This is a genomic window from Bacillus sp. GM2, assembly GCF_056155945.1.
Window position 1 is genome coordinate 1,151,338 of the sequence record NZ_JBRKSZ010000008.1, and the last position, 25,563, is coordinate 1,176,900.

Sequence of the window (25,563 nt, forward strand, 5' to 3'; positions counted from 1 at the left end):
ATGCTTTTTAAGAAAAAATATCTACCCGTCGGCAGTGTAGTAGGCCTGACTAACGATGCAAGACGCTTGCTTATTGTAGGCCGTCAAGTGTATTCCGAATCAAATCATGTCATTAGAGATTATGCGGCCGCGGAATATCCCAATGGTTTTGTCGGTGCTAAGGAGCGTTTCGTGCTTTTTAATAAAGAAGACATTGAAGTTGTTTATCATTACGGCTATGTCGATGAAAAAGAATTAGAGCTTGATCGTCTGCTGACAGAAGCTGAACAAGGAAAGATTGAAGACAGGGAGCAATAATATGGGACATTTACGTTTTAATAAAGAACTGCCTCATAAGGCATCCGGAACAATCAATCAATTAGAAAGCGCTTTTAGCCATGTTTTTGAAAACATGGTGTTTTTTCGTGAGGAATTAGATCGGCACAGCGGAAAAGCCGCAGCAGCTCTTCAAAAAAAAATGAACGATCATATCGGGTTTTTCAGCAAGGCAAGCAGCTGTCTATTATTTTTTGCCGACAGTGTACAAAACTTTGCAAAGGCTGTAGAAATGACGGACGAATCCGATCAGCCGGTAAACATTTCACCTGAGGGCAGATCGGAGAGAAGCTATGCGTTTTCCGCTGAAAGGGTCAAAAGCGAAATTTCGATTAATGCCCGGTCCTTGAGCCAAGCCGCATCTAAGTTTGAATCAAATTTATCGACCCTGGATGAGGTGTTGAACCATTTTGAAACGATGCTTCGGCAGATGATGTTTGATACAAAGTTTCCCTGGAGCGATGTAGACCATATTTGGCCTGAAGCAAAGCGGCAGATTAACGCAATCATTTCTGAAGTAAGAAAAAGATTGCAAGAGCTGGCCAAAGAAGCGGATGAACTAATCGCCGAATTGACGCGTGTTGATAACCTAATTTCACAGCAGCTGCAAAGAGTGAAGTGATAGAAAGGAAAAAAGCATGTTATATTATAGAGAACAAGAAGTTAAAAATATTTTAAAAAGCCATGTATCCAAAGCTAATTCTATTCTGGCCCTTGCCCAATCCAACCGTTTTCTCGAAGCGTTCAAAACCTCCTGGGAAACCGTACAGTATGGAAGTATTTCATCATCTTTAACAGGGAACGTCATGGCCTTCGATTCGACTGAATTAAAAAGCGAAGTCGATATGTGGATACGGGATTTAAAAGATTGCAAACAACAGGCGGAAAATAAGTTTAGATCGATAGAAAAGCCGACATATGAAGAAGAAAGAAAATATGCCAATATTGTTTCGGATGTAACGGTCTTGGTTGATACATATCAAGATTTAAAAGGAAAAATTGACGAGATCGACCAGGACTTTAAAAACGCAGTCCGCGTCTACCGCGCCCCTATGCGCGAAGCTCTAACCGACATATCAATCTTGTATAATTCGGTGAATCATGTGAAAGGCAATTTTACCGGATTTAAAAATGTTTCGGTTTATGTGCATGGGATTGAAGATACGGGTAACGGTTTTTTAGAAAGTGTAAAAGAAGCCGCAAAAGATGGGGATATTATTTTAAGAGTAAATCGTGACGGGAGCAAAGAATACTACAGAGTTACAATATTAAATGGCGAAAAGGTGATCGAGCAGGTAAGTGATTTAAAAAAACTACAAGATACAGCTCAATATAAAAATAAAACAGGACGGCTGCATATTATTTATGAGACTGAACAAAAAAATGAACACCGCCAAGAAACAAGCGATGATTTAGCCGAAAAGCTGAATGAAATGGGATTGATGAATGAGAATACTAAAATAGATATGTTTGGACACAGCTACGGCGGAAGAAGATCGCTGCAATTCGCCATGGACTATCCCGATCATGTTCGAAGCATAACAACAATCGGAACGCCTTATGATACGAATTACTTAAGTACAATGGCGAATAATGTCCGGTGGGCTGCGGAAAAGATCGGTCAAGATCCGAAGGATACGAGTGATTATCTTGATTTCAACGAGAAAAATAGAAATACCAACGACGGGATGGAGTACAGCAATGCCTATACCGATATGGCCAGCGAGCCAATGACAGAAGACATTCACCATTTGAAGTCTGCCAATCCTGAAGTCTATCAGAAGCTCTTGAAGATGGACATTACGGCTGCGGCGGGATACAGAATGGAAGATACCGTAAGCTTTTCTCCATACTATACCGCAAGCGGAAAACATAAAATAAGCAGTGATGACACCGTTTCAGTAGAAAGTCAGAACGGAGAAATACTCGGGAATTTAATTGATAAAAAACCGCAAATTGAAGTCGAAGGCTCAGGTGTAACCAATCCCGGACACATATATGAAGTAGAAGATGAAGAATTTATTCATTTGATTGAAGAAACAAATGAAAAACAACGACAATAGGAGCGAGTCAATGTTAAAAAAACGGATAACAATCCTTTCTCTATTTTTGATCATTATGCTCTTGACGGCTGGTTGCAAAGACCAGAGTTCAACGGTGTATGAAAAAGGATTTCCTAAAGATAGTCCGGCATTAATGGAATTTATGAAATATTACTTTACTGATTATAATGATAAATATTTATTGAGAAATGATCATACCAACGTTTTTTCAAGAGGATCAAATGGACAGCAAGATATTCAATTCTATGAATACACTGATGCTCAATTAAAAGATTATTATCAGCCTTTGATGAAAGAAAAAAACCCAAAAAAATTATTGCATGATTTAAAGCAGAGCGAGACTCTTGAAAAATCCCTCCATCACTCTGTCAAAAACATAGAGAAGTATGATCTGCCCTCAATAAAAATGAAACCTGATCTTCAATTGAATATAAAAACAAAGGAAAACGAAAAGAAATTGGATTTACCATCACTGTTGAGAGAATATGGAGTAAAGAAAACAGATGAGACAGAGATCAATATAGAAGCAGTGAATCAAAAATCCTTTGCTTTATTTATTCAGGATTATAGTATTGAGGACCCTGTAAACAGAACCATAGGAATTTTCTTGACTAATGATTTGCAACATATTGAAACCACAATCCTAAACAAGGATAAGCTGCAACAAAGCGTTTCATCAGGTAAATTAAAAAGATTTTATGATTTGTTTCCCAAAATCGCTTCGTCGGAAAGATATCTGCTCTTGTTCGATCATATGATTGTAGATCAAAAAACTAACCAATTAATTGATATCAAAAAAGATGATTATCTCAGTAATGATGGTAAATATGTTTATGTTAACGGATCGAAAGATAAACTGGCCGATGGAACTCAACGAATTCAAACAATAGAGGATTATGCAGAAGGAAAAGAAAAATACGATAAACAATTCGATATCGATTATCAAGCGATTGCGAAAGAGCTTGGTTTGAAAGAAAATGGTCCAAGCATTGCAAAAGTTAATTATTTTGGTGAAGACTTTGTGGTGCTAAGTTTAAACTATAGAGGCAAGTTAGTGGGAAGTGCAGGCTTTACAAATGTTATGATAGATTTAAGTAAAAAAGACAACACTGCCAACTTAGTGGATCTAGGTATTCAATCGAAGATAAAATGAAGAAAAGCCGTCTGATTTTTCAGGCGGCTTTTTATCGCTATATTACCACACAAACAGCCCCACAATCCCCGCGCTCAACAGCGACACTGCTATTCCGCTGACAAGGAGCTTCCACACATTTCTTCCGATAATCGCCGATTTTTCTCCGTTAAATAAGGAATTGTATGTTCCATAGATCATCCCGATCGTACTGAAGTTGGCAAACGACGTCAAAAATGTTGTGGCCACGGCGGCTGTATGGGGCGAAATCGTATCTAGCTGCGTTTTTAAATCCATCATCGCGACGAATTCGTTCGTGGCGAGTTTCATCCCCATCAGCTGCGCGACATACATCGCGTCACCCGGCGCCAGTCCAAGCAGGAATGCGAACGGACTGAAGATGTAAGAAAAGATTTTTTGAATCGTCAAACCGTCCATGACCAACCCTAAAATACCGTTCAAACATGAGGTTAAAGCGACATATCCGATGACCATGGCGAGAATGACGATGACCATATTCATTCCGACCATCATGCTGTTTGAAATCGTTGAGAAAAAGTCCTTTTTCTCTTCTTTTGGCGGTACGTAAATGATGTCTTCATCCTTAGTGACTTCCACAGGGTTTAAAATGCTGGCCAAGATCAACGCATTTAGGCAGTTCAACGGAATCGCTGTAAATACGTATGTTGCAGGAACCATCGTTAAATAAGACCCGAGAATCGATCCGCTGATACTGCTCATGCTCATGATGCCGAATGTCAGCAAGCGGTTGTCCTTTAATACGGCCAATTGCCCGCGAATGACGGCGAGCGCTTCAGTATTGCCCAGAAACATCATTTGAATCGAAAAGAAACTTTCTAATTTAGGAAGGCGTGACACTTTCGAAATCACCCAGCCGATCTTATCAATCATCCATGTTAAAATTCCGAAATAAGCCAGTATATCAAAAAATGTCACGACAAAAATAATTGGCAGCAAGGCGCTGAAGAAAAAGTCAACGGTTTCATTGCCCATCACGGACGGAAAGGCAAATGCAATACCGTCGCTTGCACAAGCGATCAGCCACGAAAAGAAAGAGGCGATCAGGTTGATGGCCCATCCGCCGATTTTTGTTCCAAGCATAAACCATGTCACCAAAAGCTCGACGATGAAAAGGGAGAGAATCGGCCTCCATTTTACGCTTTTCTTTCGCGGGGAACAAAAATAAATCACGGACATGACAATGAAAATGCCTAAAATGTTAATGAGAAAATACATGATGCCAACTCCCGAATGTTTTTTGAAAATAAAAAAGCTCTTACTTTTCATGGGTTCCGATAAAGAAAGCATGAAAAATAAGAGCAAATGAAAAATAGATATATTGTTTGCGCAATACACTTTTTACATGATCAAATCTATTCAAACTTCCTTGTAGTCTGGCGATTTACGGTTGCCAGGTAGAAACAATCAGACCCTATTACTGATTATATACAAGAAGTGAGCTTCTATTATTTTGACTGTATTTTATCCCTTTTGCGCTCAGAAAATCAACCTAAATAAGTATTTTCACAATAATAAATTATTTTTATATTAAATTGAGTTCTCGTGTAAGCTAAAAGCCGCCATTCCGGCGGCTTTCTAAAAAAGGGAGGATTCTATGTTCACCCTTGCTTCACCTTCTCCGACGCATATCCATTCGGATTCGCAGAGTGCCAGTTCCAGGCGTCGCGGATGATTGCGATCAGGCTGTTGTGCTTTGGCGTCCAGCCTAATTCTTTTCTGGCTCTCGAAGAAGAAGCGGCAAATGTTGCTTGTGAATCGATGTCCGTTTCTGTCAGCTTTGCGGCGATGAGAGGAATGCCTGTGACATATTGGGCGGCAAGGATGATTTGTTCAGCGGAGTAGCTTTCGCCATAGCTGAGATTGTAGATTCGGCTATCCTTGCCTTTCCGCAAGTGACCGATGGCGAGCACGTGTGCTTCTGCCAAATCCTGAACGTGAACATAATCGCGGAAGCCTGTTCTGTTTTCAGGGTGATCTATGTGAACAAAAGGAAGGTGTCCGAGAGCGGTTCGCAGAACATTTGAAATGAGATGTGTTTCGCTCCCCCGGTCTTCGCCGATGATGGCAGATGGGTGGGCGCCGCACGCATTGAAGGAGCGGAGGATCACAAATTTCAGGCCATACGCTTTTTCCGCTTCCATCAGCATTTTCTCCATCATCCATTTGACTTTCCCGTGCGGGTGAACGGTTTCTGGTTCGGTTTCTTCCGTGACAGGGAAGTCCTGCGGACAGCCGTAGACCGCAGCGCTTGATGCAAAAACGATCCGGCCGACATCGTATTCTTTCATCACGTCAAGCAGGGTTTCCATGCCTGTCATGTTTTCGTTGAAAGAAGAAAAAACGCGATTCGACTGTGATGGAATGGGTGATGCTGCGAAATGCATGACGGCTTCAATTTCCTCGTTTTCAAATACTTGCTTGAGAAAATGCCGGTCGCGAATATCCCCTTCATAAAACGCAGCTTCGGGGTGAACGGCTTCTGCGTGTCCCGTTGCCAGAGAATCTACAACGACGACTTTTTCTTTTTTCTCAATTAACGTGTAAACGGCGTGGGAACCGATATAACCGGCTCCCCCGACAACTAGTATGCTCATCGGAATCCCTCCTTTTGGATCTCTTATCTTCTACATGATATGGCGCTGCGGAGCTGCCGCCCGCCGCTGTTCTTCAAATCCGTATTTGCCGTCAATGATATATAGCGGCCTGTCTTTCACTTCGTCATAAATGCGGCCGATGTATTCGCCGATCGCTCCGAGGATGATCAGGATAAAGCCGCTGAACAAGCATTGCAGAATGATTATCGAAGACCACCCGGTAATGGTGCTTGTCGTAAACAGCTTCATGCAGACGACGATGAAGGCGTATATAAAGCCAACCGCTGACAGCGCGATTCCTGAGTAGCTTGCCAGTTTCAGCGGCTGAAAGGAAAATGAGGTGATGCCGTCGAGCGAGAGCTTCAGCATTTTTTTGAGCGGGTACTTCGTTTCACCTGCAAGCCGTTCGTGACGCTCGTAATAGACGGCGGTCTGCTTGAACCCGAGCCAGCTGACAAGGCCGCGGACGAACGGGTTTTTTTCTTTGAGCTTGTTCATTTCATTGACCACCTTCCGATCCATGAGCCGGAAGTCTCCCGTATCCACCGGAATATCAACGTCTGTGAGTTTTCTTAAAATACGGTAGAACATGGAGGCCGTTTGCTTCTTGAAAAATGTTTCTCCTTCACGCTTTGTGCGGACGGCGTATACAACGTCAAAGCCTTGGCGCCACTTTTCCGCCATTTCCAAAATCAATTCGGGAGGATCCTGCAAATCGGCGTCGATCACAACGATCGCTTCGCCGGCAGCATAGTCGGTGCCGGCCGTAATGGCGATCTGATGACCGAAGTTTCTTGAGAAATTGATGCATTTTACTGCCGGGTCTGACTGAGCAAGCGACTTCAGCATGTGAATGCTGTCATCGCTTGAACCGTCGTTTACAAAAATCAGTTCATAGGGATCGCCTGTCGAGTCCATCACGGTTTTTAATCGGTCATAGGTGCTTTGAAGCACTTCCGCTTCGTTGTAGACAGGGACTACGATTGAAAATGTGACTTGTCTCTGCATATTCATCACCTTTCCTTTCATCAATCCAGCTCCACTTTATAAAGCGTCTGATTTCCGCCAGGTCCGCCTGACTGGGAATCGTTATTTGAAGAAGAGCTGCTGTATTCGCTTTTTGAAATTTCTTTTCCGTTTTCTTTAATCCAGTTGGTGATTTCTGAATTGTCTTGGCCTCGGCCGTCGCCGACCATGAAGTACTTGACTTCGCCGTTTTTGACGAGCTTTTCAAGTTTTTCAACCGTCAAAATCGGGTCGCTTCCAGAGAATCCGCCCATCGCCATCACAGCTTTGCCTGTTTTGATAATGTAAGATTGAGCAGATGTTGCGCTGGAGACCGCAAATAAATATTTTTCACCAGTGTTGTTTTTTTCAAGGTAGCTCAACAGTTCTTCATCGACTGACTCGCCGCTTCCAGGGCTGCCGCCGCCGCTTGGTTCGCCTTGTTGACGGCCGCTTGCGCCTTCGCCGTTCTGATTTTGGCTGTTTTGGCCGGAACCGGTATCAGCTGAAGAATCATTGCTGTTTGAACCAGGACCGAAGCCAGGTCCGTTATTGTTGTTTTGATCACTGTCTGATTGGCCGTCTTGGCTGCCGAATCCGGGAGGTCCGCTGCCGTTGTTATTCTGCATCTTCCCTCCGCTACCGCCGCCAAATGATTGTGCGGATTTAGGTCCGGCCTGCGGAATCATGCCGTTTACACCGTCAGCGAGCGTTGCTGTCGTCCAATAGAAAGGTCCGATCAGCATGCCGAGCAGCGCTGCAAGTGCTACATAGTAGCTGAATGACTTTCCTTTTTTGAAAAAGATGAGAAGGCAGCTTGTGACAATGCCGAAAGCGCCGATCAATATGCTCCAGATGATGCCGATTTCGCTGAGATAAGGACTCAAAATATACAATTCAAATGCGGTTGTCAGCAAAATGCCGATCGGCAGAAGCTGTTTTTTCCAGCCGGTTTCTTCCTGATAAAGGCGAACGAGCGCCGTCCAGCCTGCACCTGACAAAGCGGCGATTGGAGCTGCCAGCATGATCAGATAGTAGTGGTGGAAGAATCCTGCGACACTGAAGAATGCAGCGACCGGCAGAAGCCACATCATCCAGAAAATCGTTTCAGTCGTTGTTTCATTGAGTTTTCGTTGCCCGCGAAGGCCCGTGATCAGCAAACAGATGATGCCGAACAGTACAAACGGGATCAGCCAGCTTGCCTGTCCGGAAAGCTCAGATTGGAATAGTCTGAGAGGACCCGGGGTTCCTGTGCCAAACATGCCGCTCGTGCCGCCGCCGGGACCTCCGCCGCCGCTTTGGACATCACCCTGCCGGCCATCCGGTCCGCCTGAAGGCATTTCGCCCCCGCTCGGCGGAGCCATTTGTCCATTTGCCGAGTCTGAGTTGTTTTCGGTATCGCCGCTTTGCTGCTGCGGCATTTCCTGCTGCTGGTTCTTTTGATCTTGATCAGATGAGGAGGTTCCGCCCCCGCCTGTACCGTTTTGGCCTGTGAGACGCTGGATGCCGTTGTAGCCAAACGCCAGCTCAAGGACAGAGTTGGTCTGGCTGCTTCCGATATAAGGGCGCGAACTCTCCGGCTGGCTGTCGACGACAACCGCCCAGGAAACGGAAACACCTGCCAGAACAATCACGGCTGTGATAAGAGACACAACTTTTTTGCGAATCGTCGTTTTTGCTGCAATCATGTAAAACAGCAGGAATGCCGGTAATACCATGTAAGCTTGCAGCATTTTGACGTTAAAGCCGCCGCCGACCATACAGAATGCGCCGAGCAGCCAGCCGATTTTTCCTTTCCGAACTGCTTTAAACAACATCCAGGTTGCAGTCATCAAGCAAAGGACGAGAATGCTGTCGACGTTGTTTGTATGGCTGACGGCAACGGCAATCGGCGTACACGCCATAATAAGAGCTGAAATTCTGGCCGCCGTTTTGCCAAAAGTAGGTTTTACAATAAAGTACAAGAGTGCTACGGAAATCACTTCGGCAATGGCTTCAGGGAGAACGACGCTCCAGCCGTGCACGCCGAACACAAGTGCAAAAACTGTCTGAATCCAGAGTGCGACAGGCGGTTTATCAACTGTTACAAAGCCTGCCGGATCAAATGATGCGTAAAAGAAGTTATGAAAGCTTTGGGTCATACTTTCGACGGCCGCCGTATAGTAGGCGTTGTCTGTGTCACTATTCCAGATGCCGTACAAGTTTAATGCTGCGGATAATACAAGAATGAAGACCAGGAATATATCGATTTTCCTTTTTTTAATCATTGTTCGATCACCTCACTAAAGAGCATTATAGAAGCCAAATATGATCAAACTATGAACAAATCAAGAAGGAATTTTAAATTGTATAAAGGGGCAAAAAAAAAGAGACATGCCGTCATTAGGCATGTCTCAAATATGAGATGTTATTTCCATACGTCTTCAGCGATCTCGACGACATGGCGCAGTTTTTCCCATTGCTGCTCTTCCGTCAGGAGGTTGCCTTCTTCTGTGGAGGCAAAGCCGCACTGCGGGCTTAGGCACAACTGGTTCAGGTCGACGTAGCGGGAAGCCTCTTCGATGCGCCGCTTAATGGCATCCGGGTTTTCAAGCTCACCGAATTTGGATGTGATGAGGCCGAGGACGACCTGCAAGTCTTTCCGTTTGACATAGCGAAGCGGTTCGAAGCCGCCGGAGCGCTCGTCATCAAATTCAAGGAAAAGTCCGTCTAAATTGAGTCCGTCGAAAATCGTTTCAGCAGCCGCATCGTAGCCGCCTTCCGCCACCCATGTTGATTGGAAGTTGCCGCGGCAGATGTGCATGGTGACCGTCAAATCGTCCGGGCGTCCTTCAACTGCTTCATTAATCGTGTTGGCGAAAGACTGGCGCAGTTCATCAGGCTGGCGGCCGAATGCTTTGATCTGCTCATGTCCTTTGTCTGAGAAAAATACCGACCAGGCCGTATCATCCAGCTGCAAATAGCGGCAGCCGGCGTCGTAAAATGCGCGGATCGCTTTTTTGTAAGCCTGCGCGACATCGTGATGGAACTCATCCAGATCCTTGTACGGGCTTTCTCCAAGTTTTCCTCTGAAAAACAGCATATTCGGGCTCGGAATCGTCATTTTCGGCGTATGTGTGCCCGCAATATCATGAAGAAATTGATAATCTTCCAGCATCGGATGGTTTGTAAAATCGACTTTGCTTGTTACTTTGATACCTCGCGGCTTCGTTTCAACATTATGAAATTGAATGCCCTTGTCCGCTGTGTATCCTTCTACGCCATCAAGTCCTTCAAGAAAATCGAAATGCCACCATGACCTGCGGAATTCCCCGTCAGTAACGGCTTTAAGGCCAATTTCTTTTTGCTTTTCGACAATGCGCTTAATCTCTTCGTTTTCGACTTCGCGCAGTTGCTCAGCGCTAATTTCACCGTTCGCTTTTTGAATACGCGCTTTTTTTACGGGCTCAGACCTTAAAAGGCTTCCCACCTGATCAGCTCTGTACGGTCCGATTTTTCTTCCAGGCGTTTGCTTCAGTACATCAGTTGATTGTGTCATGCTTCATCCCTCTTTCTTTATAGACATAAAAAAGCCCTTCCCGATAAGGAAGAGCTTGATATATTCAATCTCCTCCTTATCTTCAAGAGCACGAACATGCTCTTAAGGATTTAGCACCATTCTGTCATAGACAGCGGTTGCCGGGTTTCACAGGGCCAGTCCCTCCACCACTCTTGATAAGGAAAACCTTTTTATGCGATTTTTTTAATAATTTTAATATTAATACTTTTTATAAAAATGTCAATGGTTAATAAAAGAGCATTTTTAATTTATTCGAGTATTTTTCCAGACGGTTTTGTACTTTTTTTGATATTTTTCAATCTCTTCTTCTGCGATTAAACCGGCGGCAGTGCTTTTGATATCGTCATCCTTCAAGGATCGTATAAGTGTCTAAGGCTTTAGATCATATCAAATCGAATCAGCGTGTAATTTTTTTCGTAAAGGCAGCCGTTAAAACAATCAACGAGGTGTTTGACGACTATTTTCCGCTGTTGATCCCCTGCCAATCCGACTCTCCAAATTTTATACGTCACTTAGCATTCTGTTTTCCGGGTCACTAATGCTCAATGATAGAGAAATTGCGCTTTATGATTGTCTTTACCATCAAGATCTTTTATTAATTGATCCCATACTTAATAGGCCCAATCGACTTCTTTTTCGGTTAAGGACAGGATGTGTTGATATGCTTCATATTGGAGCTGTCGATCGTCTGACTCCAAATCTCTAAAATACATGTGAATCGCATTGAATTAGAATATTTTTCAAAAACTGAAACTTTTTATCGAGTTCACCGGTCTATCATGTGTACCTGATTTCAAAGTGGGTATGATAAACAATGAAAGATTAAGGAGGGTTCTTATGAACATAAAAACAGTGTTTAAAGCGTTAGGTATGTTGATGACAGGGATATTGTTTTTTGCGCTGTACAGTGCGGCCGCACTTCCTTCTGCATACGCGGCAAATGAAAAAAAGCCGACGGTCACGAGCCATACTTACAAAAACGTTAAGGCTTTGAAATACCCGCAGGTTTCAAATGTAAGCACCAAATCTCTCCAAAATAAGATCAACAAAGATTTTAAACGTTATATTGAGCAGTCCTACAAAGATTATGTAAAAAACAAGAAAGACGGTCAACAGCACGGATACCAAACCGATTACCAAACGTCCTTTGAAGTGAAATACCGGACCGGCCAAAAGCTGAGCATCCTGACAAGTAATTACGTCTACTCCGGCGGAGCGCACGGAAATACGGCAGTCCGCTCTTTCAACTATGACCTTGCCTCTAAAAAACGGGTGTATTTATCAGACATCCTAAATACAAAATCGAAAATGGATAAGACAAAAACATACATTTACAACTATATTCAAAAACACAGCGACATTTTCTTCCCGGATGTGAAGAAGAAAGACATCGTCCTTGGTAAAAACACGGCTTTTTATTACACAAAAGACGGCATTGCGATCGTCTTCCAGCAATACGATGTAGCCCCTTATGCTGCCGGAAATCCGGTCGTTGCCGTTCCGAAAACGGTGTATCAATAAATAACAGCCCCTGTTTCGCAGGGGTTTTTGTTTTGAGGGAAGAAGGATTGGGGAGGTTTTGGAAGCTCTTTCATAAAGCGGCAGCTGACGGGCATGATTCAGCCCGGCGTCAGTTCGCAGATTTTTTCTAAATCGAACAGCTCGCAGACATAGAACATGCACTGTCGGCCGCTGATGATCTGATATTTTTTAAAAGCATATGTCCGGTCTGCCGAAACAGGTACAAGGTGTGTGAAATGTTTTCCCTGGCAGTCGCCCGTGCTGAAAATTTCACGCCTTGACTCCAGTTCTGCAATGATTTTCCCGATGGGAAGTCTTTCTTCCTGCAAATCTTGTTTGATAGCGGGCGGCAGTAAGTTTGTTTTGACATAGACATAATTATAAGATAAATAATCAGCGCCTGATTTCAAAGAGGAGGTTCTAAACAAGATGTCATCATCGCGTTGAAACAGTCTCGCTTCTTCAGGTGACAGTTTGTCATAATCAATATTCTTTTGCTGAAAAACTTCGATTTCGGCTTTGCCGCCGATCAGCGTTTCAATCTCTTTGGTTGTTGAACCATCGGTTTTGGTTAACATGTCTTTTACAAGAGCAACAACAGTTTCAGGAAAAAAGTGGCTTACGCTCAATGAAAGGCACCTCCGTACCAAAATTAGAATTTTTTGAAAACTTGTCTTTAAATTTATCATGTGGAGGTGAGTTTGTCTAGAAAAATAAGTTAAAATTTAGGTTAGTAATGTAAAATTTATCTTTTTTAAAATTGAATAGATATATGGAAAAAGGAGACGTCAAAGTCTCCTTTTTTTGTGCCATTAATTTAAGTCGTCTCTCCTTCTAAAAGCTGTACGGGCAAATAGGTTTCCAGCGGCAAGTCATCGAATTCGCCTTCAATGGCTTTGGACAAAATCTCGATGGCCGTCTTGGAAATGAGTTCAATCGGCTGCTGGATGGTTGTCAATTCCGGGAGGATGGACTGAACTGTTTCCGTTCCATCGTAGCCGATCACCTTTAATTGCCCCGGAATGTCTTTTTTGCGTTTTTTTGCTTCGGTGATGACTGTAGCGGCCATGAGGTCATCACTGGCAAAAATGCCGTCAGCTGCAGGCTGTTCATCAAACAGTTTTGAGATGATTTCCCGGTAATTTTGATGAAAGGGAACTTCATATGTAATCGGCTGTCTCCCGTGTTGTCGCATCACATCTTCATATGCTTTTCTTCTAAGGTTTGCCGGTGTTTTCAGCTCAATTGGTCCGTTGATATGGATGATGTGCCGGCAGCCTTTTGCAATTAACAGTTCTGTCGCTTTTCTTCCTCCGGCATAGTTATCGGAGCCGATGACGGGAATCGTTTCCGATAAGTAATGGTCGATGGCGACAATCGGCAGGTTTTGCCGATGATAATTTAAAATTCCCCTGTTGTAAGTCACGGCGATGACGCCGTCCACTTGATTTCGCATCAGCATTTCCAAGTATTTTTCTTCTTTGTCTTTGCGGTTCAAGCTGTTGCAAAGCAGCAGTTTGTAGCCCATGGCAGCACAGATGCTCTCAATATGAAAGGCCAGTTCGCCGAAAAACGGGTTGCTGGAGTTAGGGATGATGAGCCCTATTAAATGGGTTCGTTTACGAAATAAAGAGCGGGCCAAATCGTTTGGAAAGTAATTGATGTCTTCCATCGCTTTATAGACTTTTTCTTTTGTTTTTTCACTAATATAGCCGCGGTTATTTAATACCCGCGATACGGTTGTTGGTGAAACTCCCGCTTTTTTTGCAACGTCGTGAATGCTAGGCTTCATTCCCTTTTCCCCCTGCTTTTTTACTGAAATGGCTTACAATTCTCGTCACGCACTTATTTTAGAGAATCGGGCCGATATGTGCAAGAAAATGCCATGATTCTGAGAAATGTACCGGGATGAATGAATGGGAAAAAAGTATGTCAACCGGTTGACATATGAAACCGGTTGACATACAATTCACTTGAAAGCGCTTTTATTTGTTAATTTATGAAAAATGGGGGGAAGTAACAAAGATGAAAAGGTGGCTCTTCGGAATTTTTTCGTTGTTGCTGATGTTTGCGATGTGGGGCTGCAGCAATAGCAAAAGTGCAAATAGCCAAGATGGGAAAACGCTTACGGTATGGGTGCACGTATCTGATGATAGTGAAGAAGGAAAGGTCTATCAAAAGCGGGTGGACGCTTTTAATAAAAAGTATGCCTCTGAAAACGTCGAGGCCAAAATTGATTTCATCCCCAGAAGCGGAAACGGCGGCGGATATGAAGACAAAGTGAACGCGGCGCTGACAACGAACACCCTGCCGGATGTGATCACTTTGGACGGACCGAATACGGCGGCTTATGCGAAATCGGGCGTAATTGCGCCATTGGATGAGTATATCAAAGACCAGGATGATTTATTGCCGAGCATTAAGCAACAGGGAACCTACGAGGGGAAACTGTATGCGATCGGTGTCAGCGAATCGTCGGTCGGTATTTACTATAACAAAAAAATGCTGAAGGATGCCGGCGTTGACTTGAAAACGCTGCCAACGGTTGAGAATCCATGGACGTGGGACGAATTTCTTGAGCTTTGCAAAAAGCTGAAAAATAAATATGACAAGCCGGCCATCGATATGCAGTTGCAGTCAAAAGACGAAATGCTGACGTATGCGCTTTTGCCATTTGTTTGGTCGGCCGGCGGTGATGTCCTTTCAAAAGATGGCAAGAAAGCGGAGGGTGTTTTTAACGACAAACCGACCGTTGAAGCGATGACATTTATTCAAACAATGCTGAAAGAGGGTTACACGACCCGGACTCCGGTTAAGCAGGCGTTTGAAACGGAAAAATATCCGATGAAAATGAGCGGTGTCTGGACGGTAACCGACATGAAAACAAATTTTCCTAATGTCGATTATGGTGTGATGCCGTATCCTGTTTCGCCAAAAACAAAAAAGCTTGTGTCCCCTTCAGGAAGCTGGCAGTTTGCCATGACACAAACGTCTGAAAACAAGGAATGGGCGGCAAAATTGGTCGATTGGATGACAAACAAGGAATCCAACCTGGAATTGAGCCGTTCGATCGCCGCGCTGCCTGTGCGCTATTCATCAGAGAAAGTGCTGGCAAAAGAATTCTCAGATGAAATGAATGTCTTCTTACAGCAGCTGAAAGAAACGGGGCATGCACGACCGGTGACACCGGCATATCCACAGGTGACACGCGCATTTCAGCAAGCGATCGATGACATCAGCTTCTTTGATCAGCATCAGGATATTCAATCGGTGCTGGACACGCGTACAAAAGAAATGCAATCAGCCATCGATAAGGCAAACTAGAAGGTGGAGCCATGAATAAAATTCCGTTGAAAGAAGCAAGGACGGCCTTTCCGCTGAAAAAAACCCCTGCCGATAAAATAGGGTGGCGGGACAATGTGCTGGCCTATACATTTTTAGGTCCGGCCTTGCTGATTTTGTCAGTATTTCTCGTGATTCCTTCGATTATGGCGGTTTACTACGCATTTACAGATTATTATTTGTTAACACCTGACCTGCGCAAGTTTGTCGGATTTGACAACTTTATCAAATTGTTCAAAGACCCTATTTTCTTGAAGAGTTTGAGCAACACATTGAAATTTGTTGTCCTTGTGATTCCGTTACAGATCGGGGCCGCTCTCGGGCTGGCCCTTCTGTTGAATAAAAAGCGCAAGGCCAATACGTTTTTCAAAGTCGCATACTTTAGCCCCGTCGTCATGTCGCTAGTTGTCATCTCCGTTTTGTGGCTGTACTTGCTGAATCCGAATGAAGGAATGATCAATAACGTACTGACGCATGTCGGTTTACCGCCACAGCCGTTTTTGACAAGTCCTGATCAGGCGATCTTTACAATTGTTTTCGTTTCAGTCTGGCAGGGAGCCGGATTTCAGATGCTGATTTTTTTAGCGGGCCTGCAAAACATTCCAGGAGATGTCTACGAGGCGGCGCAATTGGATGGTATGAATAAATGGCAGCGGTTTATTTATATTACATTGCCTTTGTTGAAACCGACGTCGGTTTTTATCTTTATTACGACGCTGATCAGTGCGTTTAAGCTTCTCGTGCAGCCAATGGTCATGACCCAGGGGGGACCGGTCAATTCAACGATGACAGTTGTCTATTATATTTATCAAACGGGATTTACCGATCGGATGGTCGGCTATGCAAGTTCAATTGCGCTCTTGTTTGGCACGATGATTGGATTGGTGACGCTTGCGCAGCGCAAGTTGGTGAAGGAGGATGAAGGCGGATGAGAAGGAAATTCGGACCTTTGACGATACTGGAATATATATGCCTTGTTTTGCTGGCGGTTCTGTTTATATTTCCGCTGATTTGGATGGTCGCTTCATCGATGAAACCGGAAGCCGATATTTACAACAATATCAGCAGCATTAAAGCGTTTCTCCCGTCTTTTCATCCGTCGGAATGGTTTCAATCCTACAGGGAAGTGCTGTCACGGTTTGATTTACTCATGTATATCGGTAACAGTCTGTTTTACGGTTTGTGTGTGGCAGCGGGAGCGGTCATCATCAACGGTATGGCGGGCTTCGCATTCGCCAAGCTGCAATTCACAGGTAAAAAAGTGCTGTTTGCCATATTGCTGGCGCTTTTAATCGTGCCGATGGAAACGATTTTAATCTCGCAGTTTACAATTGTTCATAAGCTCGGACTTGTTGATACGCGCCTTGCCGTGATTTTGCCGGCACTTGCCGGGGCTTTCAATATTTATTTGTTCCGAAACTTTTTCATGGCGATCCCGGGGGAGATGATTGAGTCGGCCAAGCTGGACGGAGCCAATACATGGCAGATTTTCTGGCGGGTGATGCTGCCGATGTCCAAACCGGCTGTTGCTACGGTGGGGACATTGGCTTTTATCGGCAGCTGGAATGACTATATTTGGCCGCTGATGGTTTTGACGGATAAGTCGAAATTTCCGATCCAGGTGGCGATTACAGCCATCAACAGCACCGAGCCGGTTTATACGAACCAGGTAATGGCTGTCCTGACGATTTCCACGATTCCGCTGATTCTGATCTACATTGTCGCCCAACGCTACATTTTAGATGGCCTGGGCGGTTCAGGGACAGGCATCAAATAGATACATCCAAATCGGGTTAAAGGAGCAAATGAAAATGAAAAGCTCAAACAGTCTGTATTGGAAACTAAGCGCTTATTTTTTCTTTTTCTTTTTTACTTGGTCTTCCAGCTATTCTTTATTTGCGATTTGGTTAGGGCAAGAAATCAATTTGAACGGGTCCGCGACGGGCATTATCTTTTCTGTAAACGCTATCTTTACTTTGTGCATGCAGCCTTTGTACGGTTTTATCTCTGATAAGCTCGGGCTGAAGAAAAACATATTATTTATGATCAGTTTGCTTCTCGTATTGACGGGTCCCTTTTATATTTTCGTCTATGGGCCGCTTTTGCAATACAATGTCTTTCTTGGGGCTATCGTCGGCGGAATGTATTTGGGAACTGCTTTTCTCGCCGGAATCGGCGCGATTGAAACTTTTATTGAAAAGGTCAGCCGCAAATATCAATTTGAATATGGAAGAACAAGGATGTGGGGGTCCCTCGGCTGGGCTGCGGCGACATTTTTTGCAGGTCAGCTGTTCAATATCGATCCGAATATCAACTTCTGGGTAGCGTCCGTTTCAGCAGTCATATTGGTGGCCATTATTGTTTCCGTAAAAATTGAGATGACAGATGATGAAAAGGAAAGAGCAGACTCGGTCGGATTAAAAGACGTGGGAGCTCTTTTTCTCTTAAAAGATTTCTGGTTTTTGATGGTGTACGTGATCGGCGTAACTTGCGTATACGGCGTCTATGACCAGCAGTTTCCGCTTTACTACGCTTCCTTATTTCCGACTCCGGCCCTGGGGAACCAAATATTTGGATACCTTAACTCATTCCAAGTATTCATTGAAGCGGGCATGATGTTTCTTGCGCCTTTCATCGTCAATAAGCTTGGTCCTAAAAAAAGTTTGATTTTAGCGGGGCTGTTAATGGCTTTCCGCATTATCGGCTCCGGACTTGTCAGCGGACCGGTCGGAATTTCATCGATGAAACTCATTCATGCTTTAGAATTGCCGATTATGCTGATTGCGGTGTTTAAATATTTGGCGACTAATTTTGATAATCGTCTTTCGTCCGTACTTTATCTTGTCGGCTTTCAATTCGCATCCCAGGTAGGCACGTCGATTTTTTCGCCGCTTGCGGGAGGTTTATACGACAGCATCGGATTTCGCCACACTTATCTCATCATGGGAACAATGGTTCTTTGTTTCACCATTATTTCGATTTTCACCTTGCTAGACTCAAAGAAGGACGTTGAATTTGTTCAAAGTCTACAAAGAAAGCATATATAGAAAGGATGTCACAGATGAATAGAATTCAGCAGGCAGAAGAAGCATTGAAGAAAGCCGTGAAAAAAGTGAATCACCGATACCGAATGGGCTATCACATGATGCCCCGGGCAAACTGGATAAATGATCCAAATGGACTTATTCAATATAAAGGGGAGTATCATGTCTTTTATCAACATCATCCGTATGATGAGAATTGGGGGCCGATGCATTGGGGCCATTTGAAGAGCAGGGATCTCATTCACTGGGAACACTTGCCGATCGCTTTAGCCCCTGGCGATGCATTTGATGAGAGCGGCTGCTTCTCAGGAAGCGCAGTCGAATATAACGGCGATCTCGCTTTAATCTATACAGGGCATAATATGATCGATGAAGAGAAAGACGATTTCTATCAAAATCAGAATATAGCAGTCAGCAAAGACGGTATCGCCTTTGAAAAACTGAAAGAAAACCCTGTCATCGCAGAGCCGCCGGAAGACAGCTCCCGCCACTTTCGCGATCCGAAAGTATGGAGGCATCGTGAGACCTGGTATATGGTGATCGGAAACGCCTCAAAAGAAAATGTCGGCCGGGTCATTTTATACCGCTCGCCTAACTTTGTAGATTGGGAATATGCAGGCGTCCTCGCCCAAAGCGACGGAAGTCTCGGCTTTATGTGGGAATGTCCGGATTTCTTTGAACTAGACGGCAAACACATTTTGCTGATTTCCCCTCAGGGTATAGAGGCGGATGGTGATTCATATCAAAATCTGTATCAAACAGGCTATTTGGTTGGAGACTATGATGAAGAAACGAATGAGTTTGTCCATGGCTCCTTTAAGGAATTGGACCATGGCCATGACTTTTATGCCGTGCAAACTTTGTTGGATGACAAAGGGCGCAGAATTGCGATTGGCTGGATGGATATGTGGGAGTCAGAGATGCCGACGAAAGCAGACGGATGGTGCGGGGCATTAACTTTGCCGCGTGAATTGACGTTGAAGGATGATCACAAAATTTTAATGAACCCCGTCGAGGAGACTCAATTACTTCGTGAATCAGAACATCATGAATGTGCCAATCAATCGATTTCCGGCAGCTATTTGATCAAGACAGCCGAAAAGCTTCTTGAAGTGGTAGCCGTTTTTGATTTGACAATTTGCAGTGCCGAAACGGTTGGCTTAAAGATTCGGGGGATTGATCAGGAAGAGACAATCATCCAGTACAGCTTGGTTGATCAAAAGCTGACGCTCGACTGTTCAAAGTCCGGCAAAGCACGGGACGGTGTCAGAAACGTACGGCTTGAAGCGGAGGAGAAGCTCACCCTGCATCTGTTTCTTGACAGATCGTCAATTGAAGTATTTGCAAACCATGGTGAAGCGACAATGACCAGCCGCATATATCCTAAAGAAGGAAGAGCCGGGATTGAGCTGTTTTCTGAGAAAGGCAATGTACGGGTTGAAGAGTTCACTTACTGGACGTTGAAAGATATTTGGAAAGGTAATGAAGCCAAATGAGCAGAATTTTTAGCATCGGTGAGATGTTAATCGACTTTATGCCGGTCCAAAAAGAAACCGCCTTGCAACATGTTCTAATTTCGGCAAAGCGCAGATAAAGATTGATCTGGCAAAAAAAGCGGCTGTCTTGCAGCCGCTTTCCGCGTTTTTTTCGTATTACGCTCTTTCTTCAAACAGCTTCACAATTTCCACGATGACATTCGCGGCTTTTACCATATTGTCGGCGGAAATATACTCGTATTTTCCGTGGAAGTTTTCCCCGCCTGTGAAAATGTTCGGACAAGGAAGCCCCATGTATGAGAGCTGGGAGCCGTCTGTACCGCCGCGGATCGGTTTCACAACCGGCTCGATGTCCAGATTTTTCATAGCTTCATAGGCAATGTCGACAATCTCTTTGACCGGTTCGATCTTTTCCCTCATGTTGTAATATTGATCATTCATGTCTACTGTAATACTGTTTTCGCCGTATTTGGCTTTAAGGTCGTTTGCGATTTTTTGGACGGTGGCTTTTCTCTCGTTAAATCGGTCTCTGTCAAAATCTCTAATGATATAAGAGAGGCTCGTTTCAGAAACATCGCCCTTGATTGAAAGCAGATGATAAAAGCCTTCATAACCTTCTGTAAATTCAGGGGCTTCGTTTTCCGGAAGTCCGGCGTGAAACTGCATCGCGATTTTGGCGGCATTGACCATTTTTCCTTTTGCTGTGCCGGGGTGGACGTTCGTTCCTTTACAAGTGATTTTCGCGGCTGCGGCATTGAAGCTTTCGTATTGCAGTTCGCCGAGCGGCCCGCCGTCAACCGTATACGCGAATGCGGCGTTGAACGCCTCGACGTCAAATTTGTGCGGCCCTCTGCCGATCTCTTCATCAGGCGTAAAAGCGACTCTGATATTCCCGTGTTTGATTTCGGGGTGCGCAATTAAATATTCGATTGCCGTCATGATTTCAGAGATCCCCGCTTTATTATCGGCGCCGAGCAAAGTCGTTCCGTCGGTTGTGATCAACGTGTGTCCCGCGTAATTTGCAAGCTCGGGAAATTCCTTGGGCGACAAGACAACATTGAGGGATTCATTCAGCACAATGTCCTTTCCGTCGTATTGTTCGATAACCTGCGGATTGACGTTCTTTCCGGTAAAATCTGTTGCTGTATCCACATGAGCCAGGAAGCCGATCGTCGGCACCTCTTTTTCCGTATTCGAAGGAAGCGTCGCCATCACATAGCCGTTTTCATCGATTGTGACGTCCTTCATGCCGATTTCTTTCAGCTCTTCAACAAGCATATTGGCAAGCGTCAGCTGCCCGGGAGTGGAAGGCGTCGTCTGACTGTTTTCATTTGACTGCGTATCCACTTTCGCATAAGAAATGAGACGTTCAATCAGTTTGTTCTTCATGTTTCCTTCATCTCCAATTGTTGGTTTTATGTTTATCTTATCATTCATGGCGGGCGAATCGAAAACTTTTATTCCTGTATAGGAAAATTTAGTATAATATAGTTCTAAAGGATCATCACAATTGTAAGGGAGTATCAAAATGGCTAAAGGTTATACAAATGAAGGAACGAAATGGGAGTTTGCACATTCATTCTGGCTTGTGTTCACATGGGTTCCTTTTGGATTTTTAAGCTGGTTTGCATTTATTTATATCGCAGCGCGAACGAAACAAAGAAAATGGTTATTTGCCGGGATCGGATATGCAGCGGCTGTTTTATTCGCTGCTTTTACAGCCAGAACGTTCCTCTTCGATTTGGCTATGAAAGCCTTGCTTATCGTTTGGATCATCTCAATCATTCATGCTTTCAAAACAAGGGCCGAATATTTGGTTCGGCTTGAAGCCGTATATCGAATCAAACGATCAAGTATGAATGAGCTGAGGGAAGAGCTTAAACATGAACAGGAACCGCTCGGCCGAACCGGAACTTCTAAAGTGACGCTGACAAAGAAATAAACAGAATCCGCTATTTTCGGTGAAATAGCGGATTTTTTTAATGCAGAGAAAAAATTCCGTTCTTTTGAAACTTTTCTCATCAATTCCCCTCTCTAATGTTTGAAGGAGGCGCAGCAGTGAAGCAAATCAGATTAGTTAAGAAAGCTGTCGCAGGCAATGCCAAAGCTTTTGAAATGCTGTTTCAAAAGCACAGCGATCAGCTTTACAGAACAGCTTACATATATGTGCGAAATAAGGAGGACGCGTTAGATATCGTACAGGAGACGGCGTACAAGGCATTTTTATCGATTGCCCAGCTGAGGAATCCCGAATACTTTTTGACATGGCTGACGAAAATCCTCATTCATCATGCATATGCCTTATTGGACAAGAAAAAGAAAGTGGTTTTAATGGACAGGCCGCTGCAGGATGAAGGCCAGGAGCAGGAGATGGATGCGGACGACAGAATGGGGATGCTTGAAGCTGTTCAGCGGTTGCGAAAAGAATATCAAACCGCCATCATTCTATTTTATTATCACGATCTGCCAATTCATGATATCGCCGGGGTGATGAATGCTCCCGAAGGAACCGTTAAGACCTATTTGAAAAGAGCGAAGCTAGAATTAAAACAACTACTGACTGGGGGAGAAGACGCATGGACAAACAATGGTTCAAAAACGAAGTAAACAAGATCGATGTTCCTGCAAAAGAAATCCAAGAATCAATCGATAAAGGCATCAAGCGGGCCAAGCGGGAAAAAACGTTTCGGCCGAAGCGCGCCGTGAAAAGGACCGTTTTTGTTTCAGGCGCGGCCGCCGTGCTCCTTCTCGGGAGCGGCTTCGTTTCCCCAGCGATGCAAAGCGTGTTGGCTGACGTCCCGCTGTTTGGAAAAGCGTATCAACAATTCCACGACTATGTCGGTCAAAACTTGGTGGCGGACCAGCTTGTCACTGAACTGAACGAGAAAGCGTCCAGCAACAACATAGACGTGACGGCGACAAGCGTTTATTTTGACGGCGGAATCATCGGTATGACGTTTAAGGTAAAAAGCGATACAAGAAAAGATTTAGATGATGGAGCGAGCATGATTCATTTCACATTATTTAATGGCGAGCGCAAATGGGCTATCGCTTCTCAAGGAGACATAAAGAAAACAGAGGACGGCTATACCGGCTACATTCAAATGGGCTATCCAGACAAACATATTCCCGATAAACTGACACTCCCGGTTACGATCACAGACATTAACGGAATCAGAGGGAAATGGAAGTTCGACATTCCGGTTGATAAACTGCCGTATAAAACGCTCCCTATAACCAAAAACAATACACAATCGGCTGATGGCCATAAACTCGCCGTAAAAACGGTAATTCTCGGAAAAGAATCGACTGTCATCGACTATGAAGTATCCAATTCAGAGGAATATCCAAACGATCGTACATCAATTATAAAAGTGACCGATGATAAAGGGAACGAAATCCCTCATATAAGCGGAGGGCAGTGGACGACAGACAGTACAAAGAACGGAAACAAGGTTCGTCACGAAGAAAGGCTGATCCTTGGAAAAGTGAATAAAGGAACAACATACCTCAAGATTGAGGCGAGCAGCAGTATGGGCGATTCCGAAAAGACGCTGCCTCTCACAAATACGCCCGCCGCGCTGAGCGCTGACCGCCATGATTTCCAGATTGCCGTTGATCAGGTGAAACAAAACGGAAGCAAACTGTCTGTCGACTATCATCTGAAACATGTCGATCAATCTAAGATCGATATTGACAGCATGCAAAATTTTTTAGAAACGATGTCGCTGGTTGATTCGGATTATAAAGGCTTTGACGAGGCGCCGATGGGACACAGCGTAAAAGGTAATTTTACAAAAGTGCTTGATCCTGAAAAACTCCGATTCCGATCAGACTTTACGTTAGATGGTGAATTTGGAGCGAAAAGCTTCAGCCTTGACCAATATTCGCTTGCTGTCGACTTTGGTTATTTAAGCGCATTTTACTCTACACCGTTTAAGCCGATCAAAGTGCAATTGCCACAGTAAAATAGATGACCCGCTGTTTCAATGAAACGGCGGGTTGTCTGCTTTGCTGGCCTCCCAACCTGAAAAATTTCCTCTCCCACAGGAAAAAATATGCACCGAAAAGAAAGCGTTTTCATTGTAAAGTAAAAGCAAACCACCAAAAAAAGGGGGAGAGCAAATGAGCAGGATGGCGAAGGTGACCGAGGTGTTTGAGCGGGTCGCTTTTAAAATTACAAGCTTCAAATACATCATGGTCATTAAGTCGGCGTTTGTCACGCTGATGCCGGTCATCATTGCCGGGGCGTTTGCGGTTTTGATGCAGAATATGGTGATGAGCCCCGAGACGGGACTTGCGGTTTTCAAGCCTTTTCGGTTCTTGTCTGCGCTTGAGCCGATTATGGCGTCGATCAATTATGCGACGCTGAACTTTATTACGATCGGCGCAGTGTTTTTGATCGGGATAGAGCTCGGAAAGCTGAATGGGCATGAATCATTTTTTCCCGGCTTAATGGCGCTGATGTCCTATATCTCTGTCATTCCATCGACGGTGCTGTTGGAAGTGAACGGTTCGATGCAGGAAGTGGTTAACGTGCTGGCCAAGGAATTTACGGATCCGAAGTCGCTGTTTTTGGGGATGTTTATTTCGATTGTGTCTGTTGAAATCTTCAGCAAGCTTTCAAGCATGGACCGGCTCAAGATTAAAATGCCGGACAGCGTGCCGGCCAATGTCTCTGTCTCGTTCGGCACTTTATTTCCTTCGATTATTACTGTCACGATCATCGCCAGCTTCGGATTTGCTTTTCATCGGCTGACGGGCGTATACCTTCATGAAGCTGTGTACAATGTCGTGCAAAAACCGCTTGAGGGCGCGATTCAAGGCCTTCCCGGCATTTTGCTGCTCGTGTTTGTCGCACAGTTTTTCTGGGTCATCGGCATACACGGAAACCAGATGGTGAAGCCGATCAGGGAGCCTTTGCTGCTCGCTTCGATTACCGTCAATATGAATGCATACGCTGCCGGCGAATCGATTCCGAATATCATTACGATGCCATTTTGGGATGTGTACATGAGCATCGGCGGTTCCGGCGTCACGATCGGCCTGTTGATCGCGATTTTTATCGCGGGGAAACGGGAGGATATGCGCAGCATTACAAAAATTTCATTTGGTCCCGGCATCTTCAATATCAATGAACCGGTGATCTTCGGGGTTCCCGTCATGTTGAATCCGTTAATGGCGATTCCTTTTATTGTGACACCGCTTGTGACGGGTGCGATCGGTTACATCGCGACAGCGGCGGGCTTTGCCGGAAAAGCTGTTGTCATGGTGCCGTGGACGACACCGCCGATTATCAATGCCTGGCTGTCGACAGGAGGAAGCCTCGGCGCCGTCGTCACACAAATCGTATGCATCATCGTCTCCGCCCTTATTTATCTTCCGTTTGTAATGTTGTTGAATCGAAGCCTTACGGTCAGTTCTGAAAAAAATGTTTCCATGTAAAGGCG

Annotated in this window: 22 protein-coding genes and 2 riboswitches; of the genes, 14 read left to right on the top strand and 8 right to left on the bottom strand. The window is 44.5% G+C overall.

Going from position 1 to position 25,563, the window contains the following annotated elements:
• From ACVC9U_RS20490 to ACVC9U_RS20505, 4 genes are read left to right on the top strand one after another with little or no spacing between them, the layout of a single operon-like run.
• Complete coding sequence (locus tag ACVC9U_RS20490) at window positions 1–297, top strand: DUF4176 domain-containing protein (protein WP_441391445.1); 297 nt, start codon at window positions 1–3, stop codon at window positions 295–297.
• Window position 298: 1 nt separating this feature from the next.
• Window positions 299–937, top strand: coding sequence for a hypothetical protein (locus ACVC9U_RS20495; RefSeq protein WP_441391446.1), 639 nt, complete (start codon window positions 299–301; stop codon window positions 935–937).
• Window positions 938–953: 16 nt separating this feature from the next.
• Window positions 954–2,378, top strand: a complete 1,425-nt coding sequence (locus ACVC9U_RS20500) for an alpha/beta fold hydrolase (protein WP_441391447.1) — start codon at window positions 954–956, stop codon at window positions 2,376–2,378.
• A gap of 10 nt (window positions 2,379–2,388) precedes the next feature.
• Entirely contained in the window at window positions 2,389–3,531 is a 1,143-nt protein-coding gene (locus tag ACVC9U_RS20505) for a hypothetical protein (protein WP_441391448.1), read from the top strand.
• A 42-nt stretch (window positions 3,532–3,573) separates the two neighbouring features.
• Here ACVC9U_RS20505 and ACVC9U_RS20510 read toward each other — a convergent pair whose 3' ends face one another.
• From ACVC9U_RS20510 to ACVC9U_RS20530, 5 genes are all read right to left on the bottom strand, one after another.
• A complete protein-coding gene (locus ACVC9U_RS20510; protein ID WP_441391449.1) occupies window positions 3,574–4,767 on the bottom strand; it encodes a nucleoside transporter C-terminal domain-containing protein in 1,194 nt (397 codons plus the stop codon).
• A 134-nt stretch (window positions 4,768–4,901) separates the two neighbouring features.
• Window positions 4,902–5,003: riboswitch (purine riboswitch) on the bottom strand.
• Between the two features lie 147 nt (window positions 5,004–5,150).
• Window positions 5,151–6,146 (bottom strand): UDP-glucose 4-epimerase GalE, encoded by a 996-nt coding sequence (gene galE, locus ACVC9U_RS20515; protein ID WP_441391450.1) that lies wholly within the window; start codon window positions 6,144–6,146, stop codon window positions 5,151–5,153.
• Window positions 6,147–6,176: 30 nt separating this feature from the next.
• Window positions 6,177–7,175: a glycosyltransferase family 2 protein gene (locus tag ACVC9U_RS20520; protein WP_441391451.1), complete on the bottom strand. Its 999-nt coding sequence runs from the start codon at window positions 7,173–7,175 to the stop codon at window positions 6,177–6,179.
• Window positions 7,175–9,418 (bottom strand): glycosyltransferase family 39 protein, encoded by a 2,244-nt coding sequence (locus ACVC9U_RS20525; protein ID WP_441391452.1) that lies wholly within the window; start codon window positions 9,416–9,418, stop codon window positions 7,175–7,177. The genes ACVC9U_RS20520 and ACVC9U_RS20525 overlap by 1 nt, the downstream gene beginning before the upstream one ends.
• Before the next feature lie 140 nt (window positions 9,419–9,558).
• Complete coding sequence (locus tag ACVC9U_RS20530) at window positions 9,559–10,689, bottom strand: 5-methyltetrahydropteroyltriglutamate--homocysteine S-methyltransferase (RefSeq protein WP_441391453.1); 1,131 nt, start codon at window positions 10,687–10,689, stop codon at window positions 9,559–9,561.
• A gap of 73 nt (window positions 10,690–10,762) precedes the next feature.
• Window positions 10,763–10,872: riboswitch (SAM riboswitch) on the bottom strand.
• A 675-nt stretch (window positions 10,873–11,547) separates the two neighbouring features.
• Here ACVC9U_RS20530 and ACVC9U_RS20535 point away from each other — a divergent pair.
• Window positions 11,548–12,231, top strand: coding sequence for a DUF3298 and DUF4163 domain-containing protein (locus tag ACVC9U_RS20535; RefSeq protein WP_441391454.1), 684 nt, complete (start codon window positions 11,548–11,550; stop codon window positions 12,229–12,231).
• Between the two features lie 98 nt (window positions 12,232–12,329).
• Here the strand turns inward: ACVC9U_RS20535 and ACVC9U_RS20540 are convergent, their stop codons facing one another.
• Both ACVC9U_RS20540 and ACVC9U_RS20545 read right to left on the bottom strand, forming a co-directional pair.
• The gene (locus tag ACVC9U_RS20540) at window positions 12,330–12,860 is read right to left on the bottom strand and encodes a chorismate--pyruvate lyase family protein (protein WP_441391455.1); all 531 of its coding nucleotides are present in this window, start codon (window positions 12,858–12,860) and stop codon (window positions 12,330–12,332) included.
• 188 nt (window positions 12,861–13,048) lie between these two features.
• Window positions 13,049–14,023, bottom strand: coding sequence for a LacI family DNA-binding transcriptional regulator (locus tag ACVC9U_RS20545; protein WP_441391456.1), 975 nt, complete (start codon window positions 14,021–14,023; stop codon window positions 13,049–13,051).
• 233 nt (window positions 14,024–14,256) lie between these two features.
• On the opposite strand from ACVC9U_RS20545, the gene ACVC9U_RS20550 reads away from it, so the two are divergent.
• The 5 genes from ACVC9U_RS20550 to ACVC9U_RS20570 are packed head-to-tail and all read left to right on the top strand — an operon-like array spanning window position 14,257 to window position 20,113.
• Window positions 14,257–15,555, top strand: a complete 1,299-nt coding sequence (locus ACVC9U_RS20550) for an ABC transporter substrate-binding protein (protein ID WP_441391457.1) — start codon at window positions 14,257–14,259, stop codon at window positions 15,553–15,555.
• Between the two features lie 11 nt (window positions 15,556–15,566).
• A complete protein-coding gene (locus ACVC9U_RS20555) occupies window positions 15,567–16,505 on the top strand; it encodes a carbohydrate ABC transporter permease (RefSeq protein WP_165428427.1) in 939 nt (312 codons plus the stop codon).
• The gene (locus ACVC9U_RS20560) at window positions 16,502–17,350 is read left to right on the top strand and encodes a carbohydrate ABC transporter permease (RefSeq protein WP_059230907.1); all 849 of its coding nucleotides are present in this window, start codon (window positions 16,502–16,504) and stop codon (window positions 17,348–17,350) included. The genes ACVC9U_RS20555 and ACVC9U_RS20560 overlap by 4 nt, the downstream gene beginning before the upstream one ends.
• Before the next feature lie 34 nt (window positions 17,351–17,384).
• Complete coding sequence (locus ACVC9U_RS20565; protein WP_441391458.1) at window positions 17,385–18,620, top strand: MFS transporter; 1,236 nt, start codon at window positions 17,385–17,387, stop codon at window positions 18,618–18,620.
• 14 nt (window positions 18,621–18,634) lie between these two features.
• Window positions 18,635–20,113: a glycoside hydrolase family 32 protein gene (locus ACVC9U_RS20570; protein ID WP_441391459.1), complete on the top strand. Its 1,479-nt coding sequence runs from the start codon at window positions 18,635–18,637 to the stop codon at window positions 20,111–20,113.
• A 156-nt stretch (window positions 20,114–20,269) separates the two neighbouring features.
• On the opposite strand, the gene pepT is transcribed toward ACVC9U_RS20570, so the two are convergent.
• Window positions 20,270–21,502, bottom strand: coding sequence for a peptidase T (gene pepT / locus ACVC9U_RS20575; protein ID WP_441391460.1), 1,233 nt, complete (start codon window positions 21,500–21,502; stop codon window positions 20,270–20,272).
• A gap of 139 nt (window positions 21,503–21,641) precedes the next feature.
• Between pepT and ACVC9U_RS20580 the strand changes: the two genes are divergently transcribed.
• The 4 genes from ACVC9U_RS20580 (at window position 21,642) to ACVC9U_RS20595 (ending at window position 25,558) form a co-directional block, all read left to right on the top strand.
• Window positions 21,642–22,055 carry a hypothetical protein gene (locus ACVC9U_RS20580; protein ID WP_075751676.1) on the top strand — a complete coding sequence of 138 codons (414 nt, stop codon included), beginning with the start codon at window positions 21,642–21,644 and terminating at the stop codon, window positions 22,053–22,055.
• Window positions 22,056–22,150: 95 nt separating this feature from the next.
• A complete protein-coding gene (locus tag ACVC9U_RS20585; protein ID WP_145653312.1) occupies window positions 22,151–22,720 on the top strand; it encodes a sigma-70 family RNA polymerase sigma factor in 570 nt (189 codons plus the stop codon).
• Window positions 22,690–24,081, top strand: coding sequence for a DUF4179 domain-containing protein (locus ACVC9U_RS20590; RefSeq protein ID WP_441391461.1), 1,392 nt, complete (start codon window positions 22,690–22,692; stop codon window positions 24,079–24,081). Before ACVC9U_RS20585 ends, ACVC9U_RS20590 begins: the two co-directional genes overlap by 31 nt.
• A gap of 157 nt (window positions 24,082–24,238) precedes the next feature.
• Window positions 24,239–25,558, top strand: a complete 1,320-nt coding sequence (locus tag ACVC9U_RS20595; RefSeq protein WP_065644370.1) for a PTS sugar transporter subunit IIC — start codon at window positions 24,239–24,241, stop codon at window positions 25,556–25,558.
• The last annotated feature ends 5 nt before the right edge of the window (window positions 25,559–25,563 follow it).